This window comes from Parabacteroides sp. HGS0025 (assembly GCF_000969845.1).
GTDB lineage: Bacteria > Bacteroidota > Bacteroidia > Bacteroidales > Tannerellaceae > Parabacteroides > Parabacteroides gordonii.
Genome location: NZ_KQ033902.1, coordinates 2,284,179 through 2,298,888, shown reverse-complemented (window position 1 = coordinate 2,298,888; position 14,710 = coordinate 2,284,179). Strand labels below are relative to the sequence as shown.

The 14,710-nt window shown below is 45.4% G+C and carries 16 protein-coding genes; 3 read left to right on the top strand and 13 right to left on the bottom strand.

Annotated features, from left to right (window positions below):
* Positions 1-371 precede the first annotated feature (371 nt).
* From HMPREF1212_RS08765 to HMPREF1212_RS08710, 12 genes are all read right to left on the bottom strand, one after another.
* Entirely contained in the window at positions 372-659 is a 288-nt protein-coding gene (locus HMPREF1212_RS08765; RefSeq protein WP_052349846.1) for an HU family DNA-binding protein, read from the bottom strand.
* 21 nt (positions 660-680) lie between these two features.
* A complete protein-coding gene (locus HMPREF1212_RS08760; RefSeq protein WP_046149102.1) occupies positions 681-1,427 on the bottom strand; it encodes a tyrosine-protein phosphatase in 747 nt (248 codons plus the stop codon).
* A 14-nt stretch (positions 1,428-1,441) separates the two neighbouring features.
* Positions 1,442-3,796: a GumC family protein gene (locus HMPREF1212_RS08755; RefSeq protein WP_046149101.1), complete on the bottom strand. Its 2,355-nt coding sequence runs from the start codon at positions 3,794-3,796 to the stop codon at positions 1,442-1,444.
* 12 nt (positions 3,797-3,808) lie between these two features.
* Complete coding sequence (locus HMPREF1212_RS08750; RefSeq protein WP_046149100.1) at positions 3,809-4,591, bottom strand: polysaccharide biosynthesis/export family protein; 783 nt, start codon at positions 4,589-4,591, stop codon at positions 3,809-3,811.
* 20 nt (positions 4,592-4,611) lie between these two features.
* Positions 4,612-5,847, bottom strand: a complete 1,236-nt coding sequence (locus tag HMPREF1212_RS08745) for a hypothetical protein (RefSeq protein ID WP_046150301.1) — start codon at positions 5,845-5,847, stop codon at positions 4,612-4,614.
* 34 nt (positions 5,848-5,881) lie between these two features.
* Entirely contained in the window at positions 5,882-7,111 is a 1,230-nt protein-coding gene (locus tag HMPREF1212_RS08740; RefSeq protein ID WP_052724952.1) for a YjbH domain-containing protein, read from the bottom strand.
* Complete coding sequence (locus HMPREF1212_RS08735) at positions 7,105-7,836, bottom strand: YjbH domain-containing protein (RefSeq protein WP_046149099.1); 732 nt, start codon at positions 7,834-7,836, stop codon at positions 7,105-7,107. Before HMPREF1212_RS08735 ends, HMPREF1212_RS08740 begins: the two co-directional genes overlap by 7 nt.
* Before the next feature lie 15 nt (positions 7,837-7,851).
* The gene (locus HMPREF1212_RS08730) at positions 7,852-8,121 is read right to left on the bottom strand and encodes a DUF4248 domain-containing protein (RefSeq protein ID WP_044192438.1); all 270 of its coding nucleotides are present in this window, start codon (positions 8,119-8,121) and stop codon (positions 7,852-7,854) included.
* Positions 8,118-9,272, bottom strand: coding sequence for a DNA primase (locus HMPREF1212_RS08725; protein WP_046149098.1), 1,155 nt, complete (start codon positions 9,270-9,272; stop codon positions 8,118-8,120). The genes HMPREF1212_RS08730 and HMPREF1212_RS08725 overlap by 4 nt, the downstream gene beginning before the upstream one ends.
* Positions 9,269-10,651: a replicative DNA helicase gene (locus HMPREF1212_RS08720; protein WP_082099855.1), complete on the bottom strand. Its 1,383-nt coding sequence runs from the start codon at positions 10,649-10,651 to the stop codon at positions 9,269-9,271. The genes HMPREF1212_RS08725 and HMPREF1212_RS08720 overlap by 4 nt, the downstream gene beginning before the upstream one ends.
* A complete protein-coding gene (locus HMPREF1212_RS08715) occupies positions 10,651-11,154 on the bottom strand; it encodes a hypothetical protein (protein WP_046149096.1) in 504 nt (167 codons plus the stop codon). The genes HMPREF1212_RS08720 and HMPREF1212_RS08715 overlap by 1 nt, the downstream gene beginning before the upstream one ends.
* A 304-nt stretch (positions 11,155-11,458) precedes the next feature.
* Complete coding sequence (locus tag HMPREF1212_RS08710) at positions 11,459-11,911, bottom strand: hypothetical protein (RefSeq protein ID WP_046149095.1); 453 nt, start codon at positions 11,909-11,911, stop codon at positions 11,459-11,461.
* Positions 11,912-12,261: 350 nt separating this feature from the next.
* On the opposite strand from HMPREF1212_RS08710, the gene HMPREF1212_RS08705 reads away from it, so the two are divergent.
* Genes HMPREF1212_RS08705 through HMPREF1212_RS08695 form a run of 3 tightly spaced genes read left to right on the top strand, consistent with a single transcriptional unit; the run spans position 12,262 to position 13,495 of the window.
* Positions 12,262-12,708 carry an HU family DNA-binding protein gene (locus HMPREF1212_RS08705; protein WP_046149094.1) on the top strand — a complete coding sequence of 149 codons (447 nt, stop codon included), beginning with the start codon at positions 12,262-12,264 and terminating at the stop codon, positions 12,706-12,708.
* A gap of 4 nt (positions 12,709-12,712) precedes the next feature.
* Positions 12,713-13,174, top strand: coding sequence for a glucosaminidase domain-containing protein (locus tag HMPREF1212_RS08700; protein ID WP_028728172.1), 462 nt, complete (start codon positions 12,713-12,715; stop codon positions 13,172-13,174).
* A 12-nt stretch (positions 13,175-13,186) separates the two neighbouring features.
* On the top strand, positions 13,187-13,495 hold the full coding sequence (locus HMPREF1212_RS08695) for a hypothetical protein (RefSeq protein WP_046149093.1): 309 nt from the start codon (positions 13,187-13,189) through the stop codon (positions 13,493-13,495).
* Positions 13,496-13,570: 75 nt separating this feature from the next.
* Here HMPREF1212_RS08695 and wecB read toward each other — a convergent pair whose 3' ends face one another.
* Positions 13,571-14,710: a non-hydrolyzing UDP-N-acetylglucosamine 2-epimerase gene (gene wecB, locus HMPREF1212_RS08690; RefSeq protein ID WP_046149092.1), complete on the bottom strand. Its 1,140-nt coding sequence runs from the start codon at positions 14,708-14,710 to the stop codon at positions 13,571-13,573.

Genomic DNA, 14,710 nt, shown 5'->3' with positions numbered 1-14,710 from the left:
TATTAATACTATATCAGATAATATCACTCACATTTTAACAAAAAAATAATGACTAAAATAAACGAACGTTTTTTCTAGTCATTATTCCGAGACGATAATTCAATATAATATGATTATTGCAACTTTTCGAAAAATCACATATATTCTCCTGTAATTCAATGAAATAAAAAGATAAAAAACGCTTTGTTTTTCATTTAATATAAAATATATTTGCACCAAATAAATGACTAGAAAAAACGTTCGTTTATTTTAGTCATCATATCGAATCTTTATGAATTCAGCATAAAAAAACTCTGTATTTTCCGACTTTAATTGAAATAATATTGGAAAATACAGAGTTAAATATTCAACCGGATGAAAGCTTAAAGTAGCTATTCTTCCTCTTTATTCAATTTTCTGACCAGGTCATCCGCTGCACGAAATTTCATGGTGCTTCTGGGTGCAAGCATCAGAGGTTCCATTGTTTGTGGATTCCTGACAGGACGCGGTTTCTGAAGTATAGGAGAAAAAACTCCAAGGCCACCTATCCTCACCTTGTTTTCAGATCTAACTTCTTCAAATACCGTGTCAATGAAGGTATTCAAAACATTCCGTACAGCACTTTGCGTATACCCTGTCTTTTCAGCAATAGAGTATATCAACTCTCTTTTGTTCATCATATCTTTACAGTTTTAAAATTTTTATTCCGCCAACGATCCACTGTTCCAAAGCAAATCGTTATTATCAAATAGTTTGTTAATTTGTTGCATTTGACTTCCTGACAAATAGAGCTTTTCCAGGCCTTTTTCATAATCGACTAACCGATGAAAATCCGAACCTACATAATCGTAATATCCTTTATCCAACAACATCCGGGCAACCGACCGGGCTTGTTTCCCATACAGGCCGGCCAACGAGAACAAATTCAACTGAAATTTATATCCCTTGTCTTTCAGAAAATAGTAGTCTTCCTGCGTCATATACTGATATAATTCCGGGTGAGCGATAACAGGTTTATATCCCTCCAGCATAAGATCGAATAAAAATGTCAGGAATTTCTCAGGTGCCGACAAACGGGAAGTTTCCACCAATATCTGCTTACCGGGAAAAGTCAATACTTTACCCCTCTTACGGGCATCAAAACAATTATCCAGCATATATTCAGCAGCCAGATATAATTCAATATCCACAGGACAACACTCTTTCAAAATGGAATATTTTGCCTGTAAAAGCTCTAATGAATTATTCGTACATTCCTCCGCAATATGGGGAGTAAGGAAGATCCGTTTCACACCGACCTCCCTCATTCTCTCCAATGCTGTTATCGAATCCATTAAAGACTCCGATCCCCCGTCCACATTGGGAAGCAGATGCGCATGCACATCCGTCATCCCCTCGAGCAATGTGGTATAAAGAATGTTTCTCTTTGGTACAATCCAAGTTAACATAACAAATTCAATATTTATTTCTTCTTTTCATTCCCGTATCCATAGCCATAGCCGTACCCATATCCGTAGCCATAACCATAACTTGAATGATTATAGCGTACACCGTTCAAGATCAGACTCATATTCTTGAATTTATCCTGTTTATACAGCTTTTCCAACTCAGGAAGTTGCCGGCGATCCATCAATCCGGCACGCAGGATATAAATGGTCAGGTCAGCTACACGATTAATAATTGCCGCATCTGCGACCAAACCGGCTGGCACGTTATCCAGAATAATATAATCATACCGTTTCTTCAACTCTTCAATCAAAGTATCCAAACGAGTACTCAACAATAGTTCGGACGGATTAGGAGGTACAGGCCCGGTATGAATGATATCCAGGTTTTCCGCTAGTTCTCCTTTTCCAATGATAGAATCGATATTATCCACTTTCCCGGATAAATAATTAGTTATCCCCATGTTAGTAGCGCTACTAACATGGCTGCTAAGGGTACCCTTACGAATATCGAGGTCGACCAGTATCACCTTCTTACTGGTCAAGGCAAAGCTCATGGCCAGGTTCATCGACACAAATGTCTTACCGGCATTCGGATTGAAAGAAGTGAACATCACCACTTTCATGTCTTTCGCTTTCACACGCATGAAATCCATATTCGTACGTACAATACGGAATGCTTCCGAAATACTGTCGCGTCCGTTTTCACGCACCACTATCTCATCCTTATTCTTCCTGTCACGTAAAGGTATCTCTCCCAGGAACGGGATCGATACGGCATCTTCTACATCCTTGCGCGTACGCACAGTCGTGTTCATAACCACTTGCAACCAAATAATCCCCGACGGGATAGACAATCCAAGCACCACAGCCGCCAGTAAAATCATCATCGACTTCGGCGCTATCGGGTTTCTGCTCCCCTGGGCCGCGTCGATGACACGGGCATTACTTTCGGTAATTGCCTGCGACAAAGCATTTTCTTCCCTTTTATTCAATAAGTAGAGGTACAATTCTTCCTTGATTTTCTGCTGGCGCTCAACCGACAACACATATTTCTGTTGCGTCGGTACAGCCGAAATACGACGGCTGGTCTGTGCCTCCCGTTCCTTGATATTCTTTATTTTGATATTCAGTCCGACAATCAGGTTATCGATGGCCCGGATAATAGTCTGCTTCATTGCTCCCAACGAATTGTTCAAATCCATTACTACCGGATTCTTATTACTACTGTTACTGATCAGTTTGTCACGCTTCAGTAGCAGGTTGTTATATTCGCTAATCTGGCCTTCGATATTCACATCTGCAATACCGGTATTAGCTGGTATCAGATCCGAGCTTTTATGCGGGTCTATCAGGTAATCGCGGATATATTTAGCCAAAGTCAGCTGGTTCTCCAAACCGAGCCCTTCCTGGCTGTATTGGCTGCTCTCCTGCAGATACATCCCTGTTTCGGAACTGATGTCGGTCAACTGGTTTTCCCGTTTATAGGTCTCGATATCGGCATCAACGCTTCCCAATTCTTTTTCAATAATGATCAGACGGTCATTGATAAAATCGGAAGTATTCACCGTCACCTGGTTCTTATCGTTTATCGCATCTTCATTATAGACAGCGATCAACATATTCAATACATCCTCTGCCCGTGGAATAGAAACATCCTGCAAGGTCAGGTTAATGATCGCTGCCGTTTTACTGGCTAATGCCACCTGAAGGGTATTACTGTAACCCAAAGCAACATCCACCCTGTTCTTTTTCACAACAGCCACCGGCTTGCCGAAATATTTATCCGAATAATACAAGGTCGGAGTAACCACCAGCTTTCCGATAGATGTAATCACCGTATCGTTCAACACCACCTTCAACATTTTTGTCTCGTCCGTTGAAAAATCCGACAACATCACTTCCGTCTCCGTCAAAGGAGTCACATTCAACGAAAAAGCCTGTGTCGCCTCCGCTTCCGGAAACTGCACGGCAATAGGTGACTGGGTATAGAGTTCGACCGTACGCAACCCCTCTTTCACCGTATAACCGATATCCAGGTTCAAGCGTTCGGCCACGATACTCATCAATCGCTTCGACTTGAACACCAACACTTCGTTGTCCACATTACTTTTGACATTGAACATGTTCAATTCTTCAAAAGCAGCCGATTCACTCAGGCCGCCTCCCTTCGTATTATCTTTTATCAGAACCGAAGCCGTACGCGTATACACTTTCGGCGCCCATTTCAGATACAGGAAGGCCGCTCCGCAACAAATCAGAACGGATAAAAGGAACCAGTACCAGTTAGCCAGGACAATATGGAAAAGATCTTTCAGATTCAGTTCGTTTTCTTCCCCTCTCAAATAAGTAGTTTCTTGTTCAGAATTCATTAGGTTCTCCGATTATTTAAATATTAATACCGCGATTGTCGTCAGCAATGAAATAACAGACACCCAGACACCGATGGAGTTATTCTGGTTAATGCTGCTCTGGCCTGCCTTCGCCTTGTTCGGTTCCACATACACAATATCGTTTTGCTGCAAATAATAGCAAGGAGAGTTAAATATATCTGCCGAGCGCAGGTCATGGAAAAGGATCGTACGCTTTCCGTCGTTTTCACGGATCACCCCTACCCGGTCGCGACGTCCGTAGATGGTCAGGTCGCCCGCCATGCTCAATGCCTCCAACAAGGTGATACGATCGCCGGAAATAGTAAAGCTACCCGGACGGCTTACTTCCCCCATCACGGATATTTTAAAGTTCAGGAACTGCACCGTCACGATCGGATCTTTGATTAGGTCGCCTTCAATCAATTTGTTCTTGATCAACTCCGTCAATTGCATACGTGTCAATCCTTCCGCATGGATCTGTCCCAGAATCGGGAAATCGATATTACCGTTCGTATCCACCAGATATCCTAATACACGTTGCTGACCAGTACTGGCAGACCCCAACTGATAAGTTATCATCGGCATATTGAATGGCAATGCCAGTTCCGGATCACGGCTGTTCACCATAATGGCCAGCAGGTCGTCGCTATGGATAATCACTTCATATTTCTGCTCGATCTCCTGCTGTTTTAAGGGGACGACATCCTGCAGATAGATAATTTTCTTGGTAGACGTGCAGGCGGACAAAAACACCGCCATGCAGACTACCAGATAAGCTACATATTTCACCTTCATACTCTTCTGTTTCGGATTATTTATTCACCAGAGCCACCGGAATGTGTTCCATGACTTGCCCCCTTTTCAGTTGTTATAACCAGGTCTACCCCATCGTATTTAACAACCGGAATAGTCAAAGCGACAGTCTGCCCTCCGAATACGACCGGAAAACTAAATACGGTTGTCGTTGTCCGTTCGACAATGGAAACAGTCGTTTTCATGTCGCCGCTTATTCTGGCATCGCGCTTCAATGTCATTTCGCCGACACTCGGAGCTCCCCCTACCAACGATGCCAGAGTCAGTTCGACTGCACCGGATAAAGCAGTAATATCGCTATCGCTCAAACCGGCCAATTGCTTCTTTAATAAATCGCTTGTCGTTCCGTCTATTTTCCATCCCAAATGTGATGTTACGTCGATCGACTGTTCCTGCGAATCCATTTTTCCCAGGTTATCAATCACAATCGATTTCAGATTTTCAGTCTTGGAAGTTCCTTTCTGTGACGAGCAAGGCACGCCGAACGAGTGATTTGAAAAGCCATCGATGGAAGTCACATAATATCCGTTACCGTTATAATCTGCTGCTCCTGTCTCACTCCACACGCCATTCTTTTCCACATAATGTTTTACATCGGCAAAATAGACACCTTTGCCTGTCGGATTTTTCATCCGCAATTCAATCGGTTTCTCAAACGACTGGCCGTCGGGTTCACAGTTTACAGTAGAAAGACTGGCACGTACCGTACCTGCCTGAGTCTTTTTAGCACCCTCTTTATAAGCAGTTACCGTTATATCTGTTGCCGATTTAACCGCACCTGCCGGAAAGGTCAACTCGATCATCTTCCGCTTTACTTCTATCACCGTCTGTTCTACATCGGAGGAAATTGTCACCGGCGGATTTTTTGTTTCCAGCTCCTGTGACAGTAATACGATACTTTGTTTTTTAGCATCCGCCGGGAAACCGACTTCCGCCGTCACTGTCACATAGCCACTCTTTTCGAAAGTAACGATACAATCATCTTTCGATTTCATTTCCAACTGGAACGTACCATCTGCAGCCGTTGTTGCTTCAACGCTCGAAGCACTGACTTTTACACCCTCGAGAGCGTTGTTCTCCGATATCACTTTCCCGGCAATATAATAGACCTCCGCATCCAGCGGATTTTCCACAATGACAGGAGTCGGTTCATCTTTCTTACAGGAACTAAATCCTACACCAATTGTCACAGCAAGAGACATAGCCATGCTGACAACCAAATACTTGTTCGTTTTCATTTCGTCTTCTTTTTTGTTTATAATTATTTTGATACTATTTAAACCGTTCAGCCAGACCGACCAGGTTATCTTTAATAAAATCAGGATTGTAATACCCCCGGCTCCTGTTTTCATCCGGACGTGTTTTGTAAGAGCGTCCCAGCTTCCGTGAAGTATACCAGGGGCCGGACTGTGCTTCATACTGCCAGTCGAAATACTCCGGCAAACGTACCCGCACAGCCTTATGTTTACTGCGTTTTTTGCGTGGCAGGGGAATAGCAAAATGGAAACCGCCGTTCGCCTCCCCACCGGAATACATGGCAAACAAACCAACTGTAACCTCCCCGAAATGGCGGCTACAATCCCCACGTACCCCATAATCGCCATAGATATAGCGGTGGGCCGACAAGTCGAATTGCAGATTATAGTAGGGTTCGTTATAACGGATCAAAGCAGTTCCGCTGACCCTTTTCCATTGTGTCACCTCCCATTTGCCGCCGTAGAATGTAGACGAACCGGTTAGTCCTCCGGTCAACCCGAAAGCCCAGCGATCCGAATTGGCTCGATACAAAAGATCCAGGTCCACACCGATCCGGTTCTGGTTAAAATTACCCACACTCAATGCGGCAAATATATTCTTCGGCAAACGGATCTCCTGACGCAACACCAGCATCCCGGCACGGATATAATCCATCTCTCCCACCAGGTTATTCCACACCGGGAAAATGACCTGTCCGGTGAAAGAAGCTCCTTTCCAAAGCCCTACCTCCACAGCCGGAGCAATATTCAACACCGTTCCGTATATCTTATCCAACCAGGAGTTTTGCAGTTTGACCTGCGGGTATAATACCAGATCGACCTTTCCGGCCGAGCAGTTCACCGCTTTTGCCCCTTTCAAAATCTTCATCACCTCATCCGTATCGTAACTGATCGCCAGCCCCTTCATCACGGCTGCCAGCGATACCTCTTCCTGCCGGTAAGCGACCAAGGCTTCCCGGCCTAACGATACCGTAATCTGAGGTATCCGGTCTTCCAATACAACCAATCGTATATCTCCTTCGACATCCGGATCATTCAGCAAAGTCCGGATCACGTCAAACAATCCGCGATAAGTACCCCGGTACACATTGTCCTCATAAGCGATACAAACCCCGTCAGCCTGTGCCACAACCTTTACATTCTCCATACCGAGACTGACAAGCCTATCCTCCACCGTCGCATTCCCTTTCCAACAGAACAGATTGCCCAGAAGGAGTAAACAAAGTATATGATATATTTTCACCATTTAAATTCGTATCTTATCCCCGCAGAGACAGCTTTGAAATCGTAACAAAAAGCATGTAAGGAGAAATGATTGAAAAGCTGTGCGGCAGCCCCTATACTAACGGCTTCCGCATTATATTCGGCCATCAGTGTAACAGACCTCAAAAAAGCCGGACTATAACCCACTCCACCGAAAATACCTTTCCGGTAACTATCTTTACGAAACGGGATATTCCCTCCCAGGGAAAAGCCCAGGTCATGGCCGCCCAATAACAGATGCTTTGTCCCGACAATATATACAGATGAGAAAAAGCGGTTGCCTGCAGCACTCTTAAACATATTCAGTTCGCCGGTAGTAAACGCGTCATTCGATCCTACCACGATGGCCGGCCACCATTTCCCCTCTTTCAATGGACGAAAACGCAATGATACGGAACGATCCTGATTCCATTTACTCCCCTTCTCGAACTCCCCATGAAGCAAAGTGCAACGATAGGCCACTTCCAGGAACGGCAGGAAAGTTATATTCACAAAATAATTCCCGGTATTATACTCCCAGTTGGAAGGCATCATTGCTTCAGGCAGAAAATTAGCCCCTCCCATAAAAGTTCCGTCTGCCTGCATGTCTGCTGTCGGGATTGTCAACAACCCCGTCACTCCCAATGAATATTGAGCGTGAAGATCGGTTGCCATCAGCAGCAAACAGGCAGAGAGAAACAATTTTTTAAACCAGATTGATATATTCATTATCGACACATTCTTTTAAGGTTCTCCCAGCACCTCCACAATACACCCTACCTGACGTGGTGTCAGAATACGTTGCGTACGGTTCCAGCCTGTCTTTGTCAAGCAACGGATCAAACCGCCATTCGCCATCACCCAGGCTTTCAACCGGCGGGAAGCAGCTGCGGGAGTCAGTGTCGGACTATACAACACGCCTAGTTCCATCCAGGTAAAACTGCGGTTCTTCCACTTTCTTTCCTCTTCTTCTTCCACAGACTTTATCTTGCCTTTTTCATCTTCCCGTTTCATACCCACCTCCAGTCCATAGTGGCCGGACGTTTCTGCCTCCGCGACAGACCGGCCAGGTGAGCAATCCCGATATTCAGGCGACGAAGTGCCTGCATCCTATCCGTTGTATCCGTAATGCCGGACAACGTCTGTATCCCTGTCCGGATACGTTCCAATAACAAAGCCTCTTCCGAAGGCGAGTCCTGTACAAGCTTTTTCCGGAGATAACCGGTAAACCGGTCTTTTCCCCAAAGCCGGAACAACGAGTCGGGATCCTCTCCCTCCGGTAATTCTACCCCGTAAGCCCGTATGCCCTGCATCCTAAGAAGATGAACGGCCTTTTCCGAAGCTTTTCTTCCGGCAGTATCTGCATCCAGCATCACCAGCACCCGTGATGTATATTTCTTCAGCAACGCAATATGACCGTCGCATAAAGCTGTACCGCAAAGCGCCACTGTATTCCTGAATCCCGCTGCATGCATCGCCAGCACGTCTTTGTAGCCTTCTACCAGTATGGCATATTGTTTTTCCCTGATCACCTTACGGGCGATATGCAATCCGTAAAGGATCTCATTCTTACGATAAAGTTCACTGGTCGGCGAATTGATATATTTAGGAGAGCCTGGGGTCTCCGTCAATCGACGCGCCCCAAATCCTACCAGTATACCTTCTTCATCCCGTATCGGGAATACCAGCCGGTTACGCATCGCTTTCCATTCCCCGACAACCATAGCCGGTGAAGTTCCTACCCCAAAATCAAGCCAGGTCGGAGTCAGATCCGAGTCTCTGGAAGCCGCAGGAAGAAGAGACGCAAAAAACAGAAGGTTTTGTTTCTCTGTTTCACATACCCGCTTTGTCAATTTGACTTCGGGTTTGACTTCAGATTTAATTTTCAATTTTCCATTTTCAATTTTTAATTTCTTCACCGCTTCCCCAAACGACACCCTTTCTATCTTCTGTAAAAAATGGATCACATCCCCTTTCTCCCCGCATGCAAAACAGGTAAAATATTGCTTCTCCGGATTAACGGACAAAGAAGGATGGTGATCTTCATGGAACGGACAAAGCCCCAGCAGGCTTTTGCCTTTCCGTGTCAGCTGCACATACCGTCCGATGACCTCTTCGATCTGCGGAGCCGACTGTTTTATATTGTTTATTTCCTGATGTGTCATGATGTTGCAGTATTACGATAGTCCGTGATTTTTGTATACGAAGGATTATAACGGAACCGTGCAATGCCGGTCGCCCCGTTTCTGTTCTTCACAATATAGAGTTTGCCTACTCCTACCAGGCTTTCACCCGTCCGCTCATCTTTCGTAATGCCATGCTTCTCGGGACGGTAAACAAATACGACACAATCCGCCACCTGCTCGATCGTACCCGAATCCCTCAGGTCGCTCATCACCGGGATATGTGCCCTGTCGGCACGTGTATCACAGGCCCGGTTCATCTGCGAAACAAGCAGTACCGGACAATTGGCCTCCAAGGCCAGCTGTTTCAGGGCTACCACATTACGCCCCACAACCTGGTCCTGCGTTTCATTCTTCTGGCGGACAGACGACAACAGGTGCAAATAATCGATTACCACCAGATCACACTCCCCTTGTTTGCTTTTCAGCATCACTTTGGCACGTATATCGCTGACGGTGTTACAAGGCGTATAATCCATATAAAGAGGAAGATGTTCCAGTTTGCGGCTTGCTTCTTTCAATTGCTCCAGTTCCTTATCGGTCAGTCCGCTGATCCGCAAATGATCCGGATCCACATCCGTCATACCGGCCAGGATACGGTTCAGCATCTGCAAATCCGACATTTCGAGGCTGAACAAACAGACATGTTTCCCTTCCTTCGCTGCATTGACGGCTATATGTAGTGCCACTGCAGTCTTCCCGTCACTCGGACGACCACCCAGAATGAGGATTTCGCCCCTGTGCAAACCACCCGTTACATAGTCAAGCTCCTCTATCCCGGTCAATAAACGGGTCACATCCTCCGATGCCTCGGCACGCCTATTATGCCATTGTAAAGCTTCCTCCGCCAATTCTCCTACCGTACGCATCACTTTTCCCCCGACAGTGTCGCGCCGAAGCTCCTGCAACGACTGTTCCGCTTCCGCAATCAGCTTGTCGGGATCGGCATCGAATTTCCCGGAACTAAAATTCAACGTCACGAACAACTGCATCAGACAGCGTAATTTATATTGCCGCTTAACCTCTTCGGCATAACGTATTACATTCTCCGCATTGCGCACATTCAGCATAGCCGGAAGCAGAAACGACAATCCGTTCAGTTCCTTCCAGCGGACTTCATCCAGCCGGCGCATTCCGGTTTCGACCGTCACCATATCCGGCTGCACACCATGATCGTACAAATCCATGATCACACCGAAGACAAATCCCAGCGATTTATCCGAAAACATCTCCTTACGTAACATCGTGGAAACCTGCATCGGAGCATCCAATGAGGTCATCAGGCAACAAACCAGCGTACTTTCCAGTTCGAAGGTGGTCATACCTGCCATTTCCGTATTATTCGTTTTATCCGCATCCATCAGGCATACCCCCTTTCCTCCGGATTCATATCCTGCATGTTTCGACCTCCCATTGTACGTTCAACGTCGGCCATCCTGCGTCCGGCTTCTCCGGCCGAAGCATCCTGCCCACCGTTCATTTCCGGTTCGTGCCCGGAGAAAAGATCATAATTGCAAATCCCGATACGGGTACCTCCCTTTACTGCGTTCAACACGATCAGTTTTTCCATTTCAAGTATCTTCAGGTAATAACCTACCGAACCGAGACTGATAGCCGTGAAACGGGCCAGTTCCAAATAAGTACCCACATATTCTCCCCTACGGCAAACATGTTTGTTTTTTCCCAGCATCACTATTCCATCACGAAAAAAACTCAATGTGATCAGTGCCATATATATACGGGCCAACTGACACTTTTTTTTCTCCGGATGCAAAGACTGGTTTAATAACTTGCGCGGCATTTTGATAAACGCTTTTCCCAGGAAATCTGTTACCTGGCTACTGTTTTGAAGATCTTTGTTCATAACCGTAAATATTAATATCTGTTAGTATTTACGTTGTTATACGATTTCTATTTGCAGAAATCATTGAGTTATCTCGCTTCTTCCCTACACTCTATTTGCTTTCTATTCGACCGGAAACGGTTCCTCTTTAATATAGTAAGAAGTATTTCTTTTTATAAGAAATTTATAAATACAAGATTTTTCCATTTTTTCGGAAAATAAGACCGTATATCAACGACTAAAACAAAGATAGACAGTAGGTTTCGTATATAAAAAACTGTTTTTCGCGTATATTTCACAATCTAACAAGCGATATATCAGCTTGTTAATTACTTAAAATTCCTTCTCTCCTGGCAGGTTCCAGCTTTATCTCCATTTTGATTCCATCATGGATATGCTGATAATCCTCATGAGCCGCTTTCAGCAGGTTGCAAATATAGGTCTGCTCGTAGCCTGTATTGAACACCAGATTGATAAATCCGGCTAATTCTTCATACGAACACTCTTCAAACATACCATATCGAAACATTCCCGACATATACTCGATAAACAATTTCGGCTCCACTATCCGGATTCGCTCCAGATTAGCCGGCCCGATATCATATCCGCAATACTGCAATATCTTCTCCCTGTAATTAGTAAAAAACGATTTAGCCAAAGCGTTCCATGTTTTCCTTTTTCTTATCTCCGGATCCCCTAACAACAAAGCCAGTAATAAAATATAATGGCTGTTATTCTTCACTCTTTCAATCGATTCTTCCAGGGAAGGATACGACAAATATTTCCCCGTTATTTCACGAACGGTCTTTTTAAAAAAACGATTATTCTTTGTACAATTTGCTTGTTTATATTATTAATCATATTCATTCTCCAATTAGGCATCCATATAGCCTGCAAGATTGTGAAATGATATACCCTTTATATGCAAAACATACATGTTTCGCGTTTAAAACATATATGTTTTAACGTTGAAACACCCGTGTTCTGAAGCCAATTAATTAACTGTCGTTATCTGCTCCTATCCCACTCTTACTGCACCTATCTGTCTGTGGGTTTTCAGGCCACCGTACCTTTGTAATGTTATCGATAACCAACAATTTTCAATTATTAATTTTTAAATTCCAAACTATGCCATTAAAGTACAGACTTGTAAAACGTAAGGACATGAGCAAGGGGGCTGCCGAAGGAACCGAGCTCTACTTTGCCCAGACCAGTATTACCAAAAAAGTAGATCTCAACCGTATCTGCGCTCGTATCAGCAAATACAGTACAGCCAGCCGCGGTGATATTCTACTGGTTTTAGACGGTTTTATCACCGTCATGAATGAATCCCTTGCCGATGGCGAATCGATCCATTTGGGCGATTTCGGCAGCTTCCGTATGGTAGCCGGTAGTAAAGGGGCTGCTACTGAAGAAGAGTTTAAGACCTCTTTGTTCAACCGTGCTCATATCGTTTTCTATCCGGGAACGATGTTAATGAACCTTGTTCGCGATGCCAGTTTTGAAAAATGGGCCATTCCTGGTTCAGTTACCATCCCCTCGGAAGGTGAAGACGACCGTCCGGTAATCGAATAATATCATGACAAAGCAGAATTACATCAAACAGTACCTGCCTCTCGCCCAAAAGGCGGGAGAGCGGTTCGGAATGAATCCGATCATCATCCTGGCTCAATCGGCTATTGAAACGGGTTGGGGCGAAAGCTCGCTGGCCAAGGAGTATAATAACTTTTTCGGTATCACCGCCTACGGCCGTCCTAATCCTTTCTGGGATGGTGGGCGGACAGACTTGTCTGCCACAGGAGGCCGACCGGCTCTTTGGTTCCGCCGGTATCTCACAGCCGAAGATAGTTTTCTCGATTTCGCCCGTCTGATCCACTCGGCCTATCCCGTGGCTGCCACGCTCACCTTCTGTCCTTCAGCTTACGCCAAGGAGATCGCGTACAGCAAATACATCAGCGAAGTGAATGGCGACAACCGTGCCGCTTATCAGCGTATGCTGGTATCGATTTGCAAGTCGATAGAACGGTTATTACCTAATTAATAAATTATTATCATGAATGTCCTTGAAACAATTCTCAACTTCCTCACCCAGCTTGCCCGGATCATCTTTCCCCGCAAGCGAAAGCCGGCAGCCGGTGACTGCCCCTGTCCTCATCCTCTGCCTGCTCCTCCTGAGCCTCCTCTCCCTCCTGATGAGGGAAACGGAAGTGACCCTGACCTGTATCGGGGCGATACTCTCGCTCTCGCCCAGGGAGACTGGGGAAGCCGGAAAAACCGGGAAGCCGACTGGCTCGGAATGTCCGGATACAGCTTGATGCTGATGGGCGGGGCCGGGTGTCTTTATAAGTGGTTTATAGGGTAACAGTTCCTCTCTCGGGAAAGACTGGGGGTGTGTCACAGGTGTAATTGGTGATACACTCCCTCCTACTTCAACAAATTATTTTCTCCAAACCATCTTATTTACCACCCCTGTATAACTCTGTATCAGCTTGACTACCTTCACCGATACATTCTCATCCGTATAATTAGGAACAGGGATTCCTAAAGCACCGTCTTTATTCATCTCGACAGCTACATCCACTGCTTGTAATACCTGTTCTGTCGTAATACCAGCTAAGATGAAATTTCCCTTATCCAATGCTTCCGGACGTTCCGTACTGGTGCGGATACATACCGCCGGAATCGGATTGCCGACAGACAGGAAGAAACTGCTTTCCTCAGGCAGCGTACCCGAATCGGACACGACAGCAAAGGCATTCATCTGAAGATGATTGTAATCATGGAATCCTAACGGTTCATGCTGTATCACACGCGGATCGAACCGGAAACCACGCTGCTCAATAAACTTCTTCGAACGGGGATGGCAGGAATAAAGAATGGGCATATCGTATTTCTCTGCCATCGCATTTACCGCATTCATTAGGTTGAAAAAGTTTACTTCCGTATCGATATTCTCTTCCCTATGGGCAGACAATAATATATACTTTCCTTTCTTCAATCCCAGACGTACCAGTACATCACTTGCTTTGATTTGTTCCAGGTTATTATGTAATACCTCTGCCATCGGCGAACCGACTACATAGGTACGTTCTCTCGGCGTACCGGCAGCATTCAGATACCGGCGTGCATGTTCCGAATAACACATATTGACATCGGCTGTCACATCCACGATACGGCGGTTGGTTTCTTCCGGCAGACATTCGTCGAAACAACGGTTACCCGCCTCCATATGAAAGATAGGAATATGCAAACGCTTTGCACCGATTACCGAAAGGCAGGAGTTCGTATCTCCCAACACCAGCACGGCATCAGGCTTTACCTCCACCATCAGTTTATACGATTTGGCAATGATATTCCCGATCGTTTCCCCCAGATCCGCCCCTACGGCATCCAGATAATAGTCAGGGACACGAAGTCCCAAATCATCAAAGAAAACCTGGTTCAGTGTATAATCGTAATTCTGTCCGGTATGGACTAAGATTTGATCGAAGTACTGATCGCATCGTTTAATAACGGCTGCCAACCGGATGATTTCCGGACGAGTACCGATGATGGTCATTAATTTCAGTTTATTCAT

Excerpts from the sequence above, each read along its gene's own strand:
- HMPREF1212_RS08755 (WP_046149101.1), bottom strand. The coding sequence starts at position 3,796 with ATGAATTCTGAACAAGAAACTACTTATTTGAGAGGGGAAGAAAACGAA.
- HMPREF1212_RS08700 (WP_028728172.1), top strand. The coding sequence starts at position 12,713 with ATGACAAAGCAGAATTACATCAAACAGTACCTGCCTCTCGCCCAAAAG.
- wecB (WP_046149092.1), bottom strand. The coding sequence starts at position 14,710 with ATGAATAAACTGAAATTAATGACCATCATCGGTACTCGTCCGGAAATC.
- HMPREF1212_RS08740 (WP_052724952.1), bottom strand. The coding sequence starts at position 7,111 with ATGGTGAAAATATATCATATACTTTGTTTACTCCTTCTGGGCAATCTG.
- HMPREF1212_RS08765 (WP_052349846.1), bottom strand. The coding sequence starts at position 659 with ATGATGAACAAAAGAGAGTTGATATACTCTATTGCTGAAAAGACAGGG.
- HMPREF1212_RS08720 (WP_082099855.1), bottom strand. The coding sequence starts at position 10,651 with ATGGATGCGGATAAAACGAATAATACGGAAATGGCAGGTATGACCACC.
- HMPREF1212_RS08730 (WP_044192438.1), bottom strand. The coding sequence starts at position 8,121 with ATGAAACGGGAAGATGAAAAAGGCAAGATAAAGTCTGTGGAAGAAGAA.
- HMPREF1212_RS08760 (WP_046149102.1), bottom strand. The coding sequence starts at position 1,427 with ATGTTAACTTGGATTGTACCAAAGAGAAACATTCTTTATACCACATTG.
- HMPREF1212_RS08745 (WP_046150301.1), bottom strand. The coding sequence starts at position 5,847 with ATGAAAACGAACAAGTATTTGGTTGTCAGCATGGCTATGTCTCTTGCT.
- HMPREF1212_RS08735 (WP_046149099.1), bottom strand. The coding sequence starts at position 7,836 with ATGAATATATCAATCTGGTTTAAAAAATTGTTTCTCTCTGCCTGTTTG.
- HMPREF1212_RS08705 (WP_046149094.1), top strand. The coding sequence starts at position 12,262 with ATGCCATTAAAGTACAGACTTGTAAAACGTAAGGACATGAGCAAGGGG.
- HMPREF1212_RS08725 (WP_046149098.1), bottom strand. The coding sequence starts at position 9,272 with ATGACACATCAGGAAATAAACAATATAAAACAGTCGGCTCCGCAGATC.
- HMPREF1212_RS08750 (WP_046149100.1), bottom strand. The coding sequence starts at position 4,591 with ATGAAGGTGAAATATGTAGCTTATCTGGTAGTCTGCATGGCGGTGTTT.
- HMPREF1212_RS08695 (WP_046149093.1), top strand. The coding sequence starts at position 13,187 with ATGAATGTCCTTGAAACAATTCTCAACTTCCTCACCCAGCTTGCCCGG.
- HMPREF1212_RS08715 (WP_046149096.1), bottom strand. The coding sequence starts at position 11,154 with ATGAACAAAGATCTTCAAAACAGTAGCCAGGTAACAGATTTCCTGGGA.